The following is a 10082-nucleotide window of genomic DNA, read 5'->3' as shown; positions in this document are numbered from 1 at the left end:
GTGCGCAGCGTGTCGGTATTGAGGCCGACGGTCTGAATGACGATATCGTAGGACTCGACCGCTTCACCGCCACCCGGAACCAAGCGCTTGACGTCCAGCGCACCCTCGAGGGAAAGCGAGACGCCACGCATGCGCCCACGCCCACGCGTGAGGCGGCCGGCGCGCTCCAGGTCGGCGATGGAGGCCGCGACCTGCGGCGGCATACGATGGCGCGCCCGCTCCCAGGCCCAACGGGCGTGACGGAGGAATCGTGCACGCTCGCCTTCGGGCAAGTCGGCCCACAACGATTGCGTATACGGTCGCAGGCCGTCGACCAGCGTACGCCAGTCGTCGGCTTCCGCCGCGGCGTCGCGCAGGGCGCGTATCCAGGCGCGCACGTTGGCGTCGTCGCGTAACGATTCGATCAGTTCGGCGTCTTTCTCGCCCGGCGCGGAGGCGGAAGCCAGATGCGGCTCGGGCAACTTGCCGTGACGGGAGAGGGCGGTGAAGTTCGCCTTCGGCCAGCGCGCGGAGAGTTCGAGCACGACATCGACGGCGGTGAGACCGAGGCCGATCACCAGCACGCGCAGCGGCCGCTCATCCGCAGGCGCGGAAACGAGGTACGGCCAGGGATCGGTGACGTATCGGCCACTGGCGATGGCGGCATCTTCCACGCCGGGCAACGGGCGGGGAGGCAGTGAGCCGATGGCCAGCACCGCCGCTTCCGCGTGCGCGACTTCATCGCCATAACCGATCGTCACGCCTTCACTGGAAGGCACCAACGACTCGGCCATGAAAGGAATGACGTTCACGTCGTGTCCGAACGAACCGGCGTTCTTGACCGCCTGTTCGACGCGAGACTGCAGGAAATCGCCATACAGGCGGCGAGGCAGGAAATCCGAGCCTTTCACCGTCGGATCCAGCGCCTGTGCGTACTCGAGGAAACCGCCCGGCTTGCCGACGAACATGCCCATGGAAGCGGCGCGGACATTGAGCAGGTGGCGTTCGGACGGCGTGCCGTAGGCGACACCGCGCCCGGCGCCCGGGGCGCCGGCATACCAGTTCAGGTGTAACGGCCGGGGCGTACGACGCTCCAGCAATTCGCTCACCAGCGTCGCCGCTGCTGCGCCACCGCCGATGATGGCGACTTTATGAAACATGCTTTGGTCCTTCGCCCTTGGGTTGGGGTGGAGGGCCGTTAGACCGTCAGGCCGTCAGGCGTCCCGCAATAATCGATTGCCTCGGTCGTGCGATCCAGTGTCCCGAAGGACCGGGCTGCTCATACGCGAGGTACTGTGCCAGATCGCCACCGTACACGTGAAGCGTGAGCGCCGTGTCATGCCGCGACAAATTGCGGCAGCGGTGTGCGTGGGCTTCGGCGGCTTCGAACCAGGTCGCATCGCCCGGGCCGAGCCAGGTCCGGCCAGTGCTGCGCAGTGAATGGTCGGTGTCGTCCTTGTCGAACGATTCCACTTCCAGAGCACCCGCGATCATGGCTTCGAGACCCCAGAGTCCGCCGTGATCGTGCACCGGCGTGGCATAGCCCGGCGGCCAGGCGAGGACCAGGATGCTGACACCCGGGCGCGCGCGCTCGGCGACCATCCAGCGTTCGAAGCCGCGGCGACGTTCGCGCAACGGCCCCAGCGCTTCGATGACATCGGCGCTGCGGCCATGCAGCACGCGGCCGATCTCCCGCCCCATGGAGGCGAGGTCGGGGTGCTCCACGTCCGAATGATCGAGCGCGATGTCCCGCAAGGTCTTGATGATGGAGGAGCGCTTACCCATGGCCCGAGGCCGTCCACATGAAATCAACTGGCGGGAAGTGGAGCATGGGCCCCGTTAAACACTCGTAACCCGGGACTTTCGAGAGTCGGTTTAAACTCTTTCCAGGCAGGCCGCATCGAACTGTCGGAACCGCCCCCTGGCGGCTATCGACCCACGGAGAGTAAAGCCATGATCGTCCTCACCTCGCTCGTCGTCCTTGCCGTTGGTTTCTGGCTGGTCTTCGCGCTGCTCGGCGCCGTGCTGAAGCTGGTGTTCGGCATCATTGGCGGCGTTTTCAGCATCGTCGGCGGCATCCTGGGCGCCGTGATCGGCGGCGTGGCGATGCTGCTGGTAGCGCCTGTCGTCGCCCTGGCCCTGTTGCCCGTGCTTCTGCCGGTGGCCTTCCTGGCCTTCATCGTCTGGGCCATCGCGCGGTCGTCGCGCCGCCCGGATGTGGTCGTGATGCCCGCCACCCACCGCTGAGTGAAACGCCCCGGCCTAGCCGGGGCGTTTCGTTACCGTACCTTAGATACTTCTCAAGTCGAAGGTGACCGGGATGCGCGCCCAGGCCTGGACCGTGTGTCCATACGCCTGCGCCGGCTGGAAGCGCCACCTGGCCAGGACCTGATCGCGAGCGGCGCGGTCGAGCAGATCGTGCCCGCTGCTGGACTCGATGACGACATCCAGCGGCTTACCGGTCTCGTCCACAAGCACGCGTAGCGTCACCGTGCCCTGCATGTGGCCGCGAATGGCCTGGGCGGGGTACTTCGGCGCGGGTGCGGCGACGTAGGCCAGGGTGGCCTCGACCGGTCCGGCCTGGACGGAGGGCGGGGCGATCGTATCGACCGCCGGTGCGGGCGGCACCATCGGTGCCGAGCCTTCGTCGCTGGCGACGGGCGGTGCGACGACCGGCGGTGCTTCGACCTGCTTCTGCACGTGGGTAATGACAGGTGCCTTGGTCGGCAGGCGCTCGAGCTCGATCGGCGGGGGCGGTTTCACCGGCGGAGGCGGTTCGACGAACTGGAGAACGAATGCCTTGGGCAACGCCGGCGCGTCGACCATGTGCGCGACCATGGGTCGCATGACGGCAATGAGCGCAGCGGCATTCAGTGCAATGGCTGCACTCATGGCGACGATGCGGACGGTATCCGGGTGAACCCCGGCCAGGGATTGCGGACGAGCGAACGACATGAGCCACCTCCTGCAACGTGGGGGAAGGTAAGGCATGGTCGGGAACACGGCCGGTGGGGACCGGCGGGGATCGTGTTCAGGTCCGGTTGCAGAGTAGGCAGGCTTCGCAGGAACTTGCAAGAGGGCCGTCTAGACGGCCCAGTAGGTAAATGTGGGAGCCGCTTCAGCGGCGATGCTCCTCCGGGGTCGCCTCAGTGCGCAACCAGCATCGGCACATCGGACTGCATGAACAGGAATCGGGTGGTCCCGCCCAAGACCATCTCCGATAACCGCGACCGCCCCCAGGCGCCCATGACGATGAGATCGGCCCCCTCCTGATGCGCGAGGTCGAGAAGCGCCGGTCCCGGCGCTGGCTGGGCGGCAGCATCCAGCCGGCGCACCTCGGCCTTCACGCCATGGGTGTCGAGCCAGCCACAGATGTCGGTGTCGGGCAGGGCGCAGGTATCGAGATCTTCATCGCGGCTACCGTCGATGACGGTGACCCGGGCGGCCTTGCGCAGTAGCGGAAGCGACGAGCGCACGGCCAGCGCGGATTCGCGGCTTCCGCTCCAGGCCACCAGCACGTGTTCGCCCAGGGTCTCGACGGGTGCCGCCTCGGGTACCACGAGCACCCCGCGGCTGGCGCCGAAGACGGTGCGTGAGACGACACCGAAGCCGACCGGTGCATCGCCGCGCATGGTCGACGAGCGCTCCATGACGAGCATGTCGTAACCGGCGGAGGCATGGCACAGGAGGGTGACGGTGTCGCCATTGCCCACTCGCCAGTTGCCCTTGAGGCCCCGCGACTCGAGCAGTGCCGTCCAGTCCGCACCGACCGCCTTGGCGTCGGTGGAGCGCTGCCGGACCGCATCCAGCTGCATCGGTACCGCTTCGGGAACCGTGAAGGCGGCCGCAGGCAGGTCCACCACGTGCATGCCGTCGAGTCTTGCGTCGATGCGCGTGGCGATGGCCAGCGCGGCACGCAGCCCCGCGCCTTGCGGAGGAAGACGACCGATGTGCACGAGCAGTTCGAGTGTCATGGCCCATGGAACAACGCGGGATGCATGCAGGTCAATGTCCGTGTCCGCGCCGTGGGTCCAATTGAGAGTGTTTCGCAACAACACGCGGCATCGGTTACGCTTCGTTCTTTGTGCCGTCCGGAATTGCCATGGCCACCGAAAGCGTCCAACCGAGCTATCCCTTCGCCGAGGAAGTTGCCAGCAGCGTGATCCACGCCATTGGCATCGTGCTGAGCATCGCCGGGCTGGCCGTCCTCGTTTCGTTCTCGGCGATGTATGGCAGCCAGCGCGCCGTGGTGGCCAGTTCGGTCTTCGGCAGCACGCTGGTCCTGCTCTACACCGCATCGACGCTGTACCACTCGATCCCCGGCGTCGCGGCCAAGCGCGTGCTACGCACGTTCGATCACATCGCGATCTTCCTGCTCATTGCAGGAACCTACACACCGTTCACGCTGCTTGCCCTGCCGGGCGCGTGGGGCTGGGGTCTGTTCGGCACGATCTGGGGCCTGGCGATCATCGGCAGCCTGGCCGAACTCGGCATTCTCAAGCGGTACCGCAAGGCCGCGGTGTTGATGTACGTGTTGATGGGCTGGGTCGCGGTGATCGCGATCGAGCCGCTGCGCGAGCACGTGGAAACGGGCGGCCTGCTTCTGCTCTTCGGCGGCGGCCTGGCTTACATGCTGGGCGTGCCGTTCTACCTGGCGCGGAAGCTGCCTTTCCATCACGCCATCTGGCATGTTTTCGTCCTGGCCGGCAGCGTCCTGCATTTCCTGGCGGTGTTGCTTTACGTCATTCCCGACGCGCCGGCCCGTTGACCACGGGCCGGCGCCTGGCCGGCTAGCCGCCTTTCTTTTCCTGCTCCGGAACGAAGCGCGTACGCACCGCTTCGGCCAGCAGGTCCGGCGGGAGCAGGCCCTGGGCGATCAGGAAATCGTTGAAGGCCTTGCGATCGAACTTCTTGCCCAGCCGGACCTGCGTTTCCGCGCGTAGTTGCAGAATGCGTGTGTAGCCGTAGAAGTAGGCCGTAGCCTGACCGGGGCTGTTCAGCGTGTAGCGATCGAGTTCCTGGCGTGCCAGGGGCTCGGACAGGCCCACGTCGTTGACGAGGATGTCGTGCGCGCGATCGCGATCGATCAACCCCAGGTTGAGCATCGGATCGAGGAAGGCGCGCGCCGCACGCAGCAAGCGGAACTGCAGCGCGACGAACTGACCTGCCGGCGGCTCGTACGGCATCATTTCCATTTCGGAATAGAGCGCCCAGCCTTCCACGTTCACACTATTGAAGGCGAACAGGCTGCGCGTGAGCGACACGCCCTGCTCGACCATGGCGGCAAATTGCAGCTCGTGACCGGGCCGACCCTCGTGTGCCGTCAACGTCCACGCCGCGGCTTCGAAGGTGAAGTCGTCGTACATCTGCGTCTTCTCGCCACTGGTGGGCGGGTTACCCGTGGTGAGGACAAAGGTGCCACGTTGACCGGTGTTGCCGACAAAGGGTGGGGGATCCATGTGCGGTGCGGGCGTGCGCGCGTTCTCCGCTTCGGAGGCAACACGCATGGCCATCTGCCGCTGCGGCAGCTCGACGATACGTTGCTTGCGGATCGTGTCTTCAATCTTCAGCAGGACCTCGTGATAGGTGGGCTCCACCTTGTCCTTGGCGAGCTGCTTTTTCTTCAGCCCCTTGAGCACCTCGCGATAGTCACCATTGGGTAGCCCCTCGGCCTTTGCGACGACGGGCGCGAGCGCCTGCAACGCATAGGTCGTTTCCATGAACTCCAGCTGTGCACGACCGATCAGGTCACGCGGCGCGATGTCGAGGCCGACCTGTTCGAGGTTGTAGGTATACAGCGGCTCGGGCAGGTGGAAGTCCGTGCGCGCGTGCGGTAGCACGGTCTTGGTTACCCAGGCGTTGTAATCCTTCAGTTGCTTGTCCAGCTTCGCCATGGCCTCCTCGCTGCCCGCGACTTTCTTCTCGGCGAAGAGTTTGCGGATGCCATCGACATAGCGCTGCGTGTTGCCGAGCTTCTGTTCCACGTCGGCCTTCACGGGCCCGAGCAACGCTTTATCGCCTATCTTCTCGTTGGTGCGCGCACGCGCCTCGTCGACCAGCGGCGTGCAACCGGGGGCCATGCCGACATAGCACTTCAGGCGGCCGAGGGCAGCCTTGTTCTGTTCCGGCGTGCTCTGTTGGTTGAGCAACGAGAACTCGCCACTGAAGACGATCTGGCCCGCGTCGTACCAGGGCAGCAGGTATTTGTCGTTGAGGTCGATGCCCTTGATGCTGCCGTCGATCTGCTTGAGCAGGATCTGTAGGTCCTGATGGACGTTGGGATCCTTTTCGTCCGCAAGGCGTTGCGCGTACTTCGCGCGCGCGGCGACGAGCGCCTCGCGCTGTCGCTTGTCGGCGTCGGGGCCCAGGTCTGCCGTTTTTTCATCGTAGCCCTTCACCCCGATATCGGTTGCCGTTTCCGGACTGAAGCGGGCCGTGATGTCGAGCAGGGTCTGGGCGTCCGCGTTGCTGCGCGCGATCCAGTCGGCCGGCTTGGTGTCCTGCGCTTGGGCGGCGCCGATGGTGAGCGTGATGGTGGCGGCGAGGGTCAGTCGTCGGAACATGGGTGTCTCCCCGTGATGATCCGCCGAGACTAGCCGCTGTGCCCGGGTCCGGCCAATGTGCCGAATGGCCGGTCAGCTGAAGAGGAGGGCGAGGCCGGCCATGCCGATCATCAGAAACGAAAGCACGACCTTGGCAACGACGCCAAGCAGCATGCCGAACCAGGTGCTGACGCCGACATGGGCCGAGCGAAGGATGCTCTTGCCCGACCATAGCTCGCCGATCACGGCGCCCGCGAAGGGGCCGATGAGAAGCCCGGGAAGACCGAAAAACATGCCGATGGTGGTTCCGATACCCGCGCCCCAGAGCGCACGCGGACTGGCGCCGATTTTCTTTGCACCGAGGGAACCGGAAATGAAATCGACCGCGATACCCAGCACTGCGACCGCGCCGATCGCCACCAGCCATCCCCAGCCGAGGTGGTTGTACTCGTCGACCGCGGCGGCCAGCCAGATACCGCCGAAGATCATCGGGACACCGGGCAGGACGGGCAGGATGGCGCCCGCCAGGCCTCCGATGATCAGGACGGTGGCGAGCACGTAGAGGAAGAGGTCCATCAACGAAATGCCCCGCGATATTCCGGTTTCAGGTAGGCCGAAAAGGCGTCGCTGGGGACGTCCACGGCCTGCGGGCCGGCGGCGTACGAGGCCACCTGGTAGGGCGGGAAGATGAAGGTCAGGCCGTGCACCTTGTTGTCCGGCCCCGTCAGCAGGCTGAACACGCGAAAGTGGTCCTTGCCCGGTTCCGTACCGGCATCGATCTGCTGACTGTCCGACGCAAGCGGCTCGTCCTGGTCGTCCAGGGCGGTAAGCAGCTGCCGGCGCGCCTCGGCGGCAAAAGCCTTCTCGGCGGCATGCGGGTCGGCGAACAGTTCGCGAAGGCCGACGACACGACGGGCTTCGACGTCGTAGGTGAAACTGTCCACGATGGCTGCCGGATGCGCCGCTCCGGTGAAGGCGGAGCCGTCGACCTGCACGTTGATGAAGCGGTCCGTACGCGAGGCGATCGCGATATCCAGGTTCAGGTCCCAGGGAAGCTCCCGCGCGCGTTCACGCGCGCCGGGGGCCTCAAGGCTGTCCATGAAGGCGCGTTTCTGCCGACCCACGTAGCGCTCGATGGTCGCGCGCAGCGGCTCGGCCTTCGGAGGCAGGTCGGGAAGGGACAATTCCATCGTATACAGGCCCTCCTGGCCGGATTCGGTATCCTTGTCGACGCTCGCCCGTGCGGGCGGCGGCGAGTCCCCGCCGTTCGTCCGGTCCGTTCCGCCGCGGCAGGCTRCAAGGCCGACCGTGGCAAAGACCAGCGACAGGATGTGTCGCACCAGCATGTCGGCAATTCCTCCCTGCAAGGCTCGCATCTTAGCGTAGCCCTCCCGCAGCGCAGGAAGCGTCAACGAACCGAAGGAAAAGCGTGCACGACGCGACGACAGAAACCGTCACCCTCCTCAAAGCCGACGAGCTCGGCCGCATCGAGCGTGTCGAGCGCCATGGCGTGCTGTTGATTCGTCGCGACATTGCCGCGGCGCGCTGGTGGGCGCGCGGGTTTGCCCGCCGGGCCGCTGCGCGTGAAGCGCGCGCTCTGGGCCGTCTCGACGGCATGGATGGTGTTCCGCGACTGCTGGCGTGGAACGGGCGCGTGCTCGAGCGCAGCTACATGGCTGGCGAACCGATGCAGGTGGGAAAACCGCTGGATCCGGCGTATTACCGTGACGCCCTGCGCCTGCTCGCGAGGCTGCACCGGCGCGGCATCGTTCATAACGACCTGGCCAAGGAACCGAACTGGCTGGTTCGCGAAGACGGCTCGCCTGGCCTGGTGGACTTCCAGATAGCGTGGACCCGCGGCCGCCGTGGCCGCCTGTTCCGCCTGCTGGCGCGAGAAGACCTGCGCCACCTGCTCAAGCACAAACGAACCTATGCGCCAGACCGTCTTTCCGCCCGGCAGCGGGCGATCCTCTCGGCGCCAGCGCCCCACTCACGGCTCTGGCGCGCCACCGGGAAACGCCTCTACAAGCTCATCGCACGGCGCATCTTCGGCTACTGGGACAACGAGGGCCAGGGCCGCATCCGCCGCTGATCGGGCCATGTAGATCGGGCCATGTAGATCGGGCCATGCAGATCAGGCCATGTAGATCAGGTCATGTAGATCAGGCCATGTGGGAGCCGCTTCAGCGGCGATCCCGCGGCAGCGGGCCAGCTTACTTCTCCACAAACGCCCGCTCGATCACATAGTCCCCCGGCTCCCGCGTACGCGGCGACGCCTGAAAACCCTCGCCGTCCAGCAGCACGCAGATATCGTCCAGCATCGAAGGACTGCCGCAGAGCATCACGCGGTCTTCGGCAGGATTGATCTGCGGCAGGCCAAGGCTCCGTGCCATCTCGCCATCGGCAATCGCATCCGTGATGCGACCACGGTTGCGGAACTCTTCACGCGTGACCGTGGGGTAGTAGAGGAGCTTCTCGCGCACCAGTGGGCCCAGATACTCGTGCTCGGGCAGCACCTTCTCGATGTATTCCGAGTAAGCCAGGTCGTTCACGTGGCGAACGCCGTGCGCGAGCACGATGGTGTCGAAGCGTTCGTAGGTTTCCGGGTCGCGGATGATCGAGAGGAAGGGCGCCAGGCCCGTGCCCGTGCCCAACAGGTACAGCCGCTTGCCCGGCTTGAGGTCGTTAAGGACCAGCGTGCCGGTGGGCTTGCGGCTGACGATGATCGGGTCGCCGGGCTTCAGGTGCTGCAGCCGGGAGGTCAACGGGCCGTCCTGCACCTTGATGCTGAAAAACTCCAGGTGCTCTTCGTAATGCGCACTGGCGATCGAGTACGCCCGCATCAGCGGGCGGCCTTCCACTTCCAGGCCGATCATCACGAAATGCCCGCTTTCGAAGCGAAAACCGGGATCGCGCGTGGTGCGGAAGCTGAAAAGCGTGTCGTTCCAGTGGTGCACGTCGATCACGTGCTCGGTCGCCAATGCCACCATGGTCTGTTCGAACCTCGAAGTCGTAGTGACGGAACCGCCGCACAGGCGCGGAAGCCGGGGATCAGCTGGGGAAGCGGCCCTCGAGGCCGCGCTGCCTCGCGCGTCGTTCTGTCAAGGATAATCCATATCCTCGGGGGGACCCAACCTTTAAGATGCAAATCCCCGCTGGAACAAGGTGCTACCGATGACGAAGCCCGACTACGCTGAGGGCCAGGTCTGGACCTACGACCACCGCCCCGGTGAGGAAGGCTCGCGCGTTGTCATCCGAAAGGTGGGCATCGAGCCGGACGACGGGGAGGTGTTCCACATCTCCATCCTTGGCGTGAAGCTGCGCAACCACCGGGTGCCGGGGGGCGCCCAGCCTGCGATGCACCATGCTGCGGTGCTGCGCACCACGCTGGACAAGAGCCTGCGCGAGCTGACCACGGCATCCGACGAGGACACGGCCTGGGAGAGCGGCTACGCCGTCTGGCGCCAGGCCTATGACAATGGCGATGCGGGGGTCTTCGAGCTCAGCGTGGCGGAGATCCTTGGTTACATCGAAATGGTGGTGGCTGCTTCGGGTGAGGTT

General features: G+C 65.7%; 12 protein-coding genes. 4 read left to right on the top strand and 8 right to left on the bottom strand.

Going from position 1 to position 10082, the window contains the following annotated elements:
• Positions 1 to 1139 (bottom strand): FAD/NAD(P)-binding protein (locus tag AC1DT2_RS09690; protein WP_477296027.1); only part of this gene is annotated, 1139 nt, incomplete at its 3' end.
• Positions 1140 to 1185: 46 nt separating this feature from the next.
• Positions 1186 to 1764: a cysteine dioxygenase gene (locus AC1DT2_RS09685; RefSeq protein ID WP_063572039.1), complete on the bottom strand. Its 579-nt coding sequence runs from the start codon at positions 1762 to 1764 to the stop codon at positions 1186 to 1188.
• Positions 1765 to 1932: 168 nt separating this feature from the next.
• Between AC1DT2_RS09685 and AC1DT2_RS09680 the strand changes: the two genes are divergently transcribed.
• Complete coding sequence (locus AC1DT2_RS09680; RefSeq protein WP_063572040.1) at positions 1933 to 2226, top strand: hypothetical protein; 294 nt, start codon at positions 1933 to 1935, stop codon at positions 2224 to 2226.
• 42 nt (positions 2227 to 2268) lie between these two features.
• On the opposite strand, the gene AC1DT2_RS09675 is transcribed toward AC1DT2_RS09680, so the two are convergent.
• Together AC1DT2_RS09675 and AC1DT2_RS09670 are read right to left on the bottom strand one after the other, a co-directional pair.
• Positions 2269 to 2934 (bottom strand): energy transducer TonB, encoded by a 666-nt coding sequence (locus tag AC1DT2_RS09675; protein ID WP_477296026.1) that lies wholly within the window; start codon positions 2932 to 2934, stop codon positions 2269 to 2271.
• A 191-nt stretch (positions 2935 to 3125) separates the two neighbouring features.
• Positions 3126 to 3953 carry a universal stress protein gene (locus AC1DT2_RS09670; RefSeq protein WP_063572042.1) on the bottom strand — a complete coding sequence of 276 codons (828 nt, stop codon included), beginning with the start codon at positions 3951 to 3953 and terminating at the stop codon, positions 3126 to 3128.
• A 128-nt stretch (positions 3954 to 4081) separates the two neighbouring features.
• On the opposite strand from AC1DT2_RS09670, the gene trhA reads away from it, so the two are divergent.
• Entirely contained in the window at positions 4082 to 4747 is a 666-nt protein-coding gene (gene trhA / locus AC1DT2_RS09665; RefSeq protein WP_477296025.1) for a PAQR family membrane homeostasis protein TrhA, read from the top strand.
• A gap of 22 nt (positions 4748 to 4769) precedes the next feature.
• On the opposite strand, the gene AC1DT2_RS09660 is transcribed toward trhA, so the two are convergent.
• The 3 genes from AC1DT2_RS09660 to AC1DT2_RS09650 all read right to left on the bottom strand — a co-directional run bounded on the left by AC1DT2_RS09660 (position 4770) and on the right by AC1DT2_RS09650 (position 7867).
• Positions 4770 to 6542: a DUF885 domain-containing protein gene (locus AC1DT2_RS09660; protein ID WP_477296024.1), complete on the bottom strand. Its 1773-nt coding sequence runs from the start codon at positions 6540 to 6542 to the stop codon at positions 4770 to 4772.
• A 72-nt stretch (positions 6543 to 6614) separates the two neighbouring features.
• Entirely contained in the window at positions 6615 to 7097 is a 483-nt protein-coding gene (locus AC1DT2_RS09655) for a DUF456 domain-containing protein (RefSeq protein ID WP_213949563.1), read from the bottom strand.
• The gene (locus AC1DT2_RS09650) at positions 7097 to 7867 is read right to left on the bottom strand and encodes a DUF3298 and DUF4163 domain-containing protein (RefSeq protein ID WP_477296023.1); all 771 of its coding nucleotides are present in this window, start codon (positions 7865 to 7867) and stop codon (positions 7097 to 7099) included. Before AC1DT2_RS09650 ends, AC1DT2_RS09655 begins: the two co-directional genes overlap by 1 nt.
• An 83-nt stretch (positions 7868 to 7950) precedes the next feature.
• Between AC1DT2_RS09650 and AC1DT2_RS09645 the strand changes: the two genes are divergently transcribed.
• A complete protein-coding gene (locus AC1DT2_RS09645; protein ID WP_213949565.1) occupies positions 7951 to 8613 on the top strand; it encodes a protein kinase family protein in 663 nt (220 codons plus the stop codon).
• A 121-nt stretch (positions 8614 to 8734) separates the two neighbouring features.
• Here the strand turns inward: AC1DT2_RS09645 and AC1DT2_RS09640 are convergent, their stop codons facing one another.
• Positions 8735 to 9511 carry a ferredoxin--NADP reductase gene (locus tag AC1DT2_RS09640; RefSeq protein ID WP_213949566.1) on the bottom strand — a complete coding sequence of 259 codons (777 nt, stop codon included), beginning with the start codon at positions 9509 to 9511 and terminating at the stop codon, positions 8735 to 8737.
• Between the two features lie 184 nt (positions 9512 to 9695).
• Between AC1DT2_RS09640 and AC1DT2_RS09635 the strand changes: the two genes are divergently transcribed.
• A partial coding sequence (locus tag AC1DT2_RS09635; RefSeq protein ID WP_477296022.1) for a hypothetical protein occupies positions 9696 to 10082 on the top strand: 387 nt, incomplete at its 3' end.

This window comes from Luteibacter sp. P4_E6, assembly GCF_056401535.1.
This window is presented reverse-complemented; position numbering and strand designations above follow the sequence as displayed.

Bases quoted from the DNA above. Each gene is read 5' to 3' on its own strand.
- AC1DT2_RS09685 (WP_063572039.1), bottom strand. From the start codon at position 1,764: ATGGGTAAGCGCTCCTCCATCATCAAGACCTTGCGGGACATCGCGCTC.
- AC1DT2_RS09680 (WP_063572040.1), top strand. From the start codon at position 1,933: ATGATCGTCCTCACCTCGCTCGTCGTCCTTGCCGTTGGTTTCTGGCTG.
- AC1DT2_RS09675 (WP_477296026.1), bottom strand. From the start codon at position 2,934: ATGTCGTTCGCTCGTCCGCAATCCCTGGCCGGGGTTCACCCGGATACC.
- AC1DT2_RS09670 (WP_063572042.1), bottom strand. From the start codon at position 3,953: ATGACACTCGAACTGCTCGTGCACATCGGTCGTCTTCCTCCGCAAGGC.
- trhA (WP_477296025.1), top strand. From the start codon at position 4,082: ATGGCCACCGAAAGCGTCCAACCGAGCTATCCCTTCGCCGAGGAAGTT.
- AC1DT2_RS09660 (WP_477296024.1), bottom strand. From the start codon at position 6,542: ATGTTCCGACGACTGACCCTCGCCGCCACCATCACGCTCACCATCGGC.
- AC1DT2_RS09655 (WP_213949563.1), bottom strand. From the start codon at position 7,097: ATGGACCTCTTCCTCTACGTGCTCGCCACCGTCCTGATCATCGGAGGC.
- AC1DT2_RS09640 (WP_213949566.1), bottom strand. From the start codon at position 9,511: ATGGTGGCATTGGCGACCGAGCACGTGATCGACGTGCACCACTGGAAC.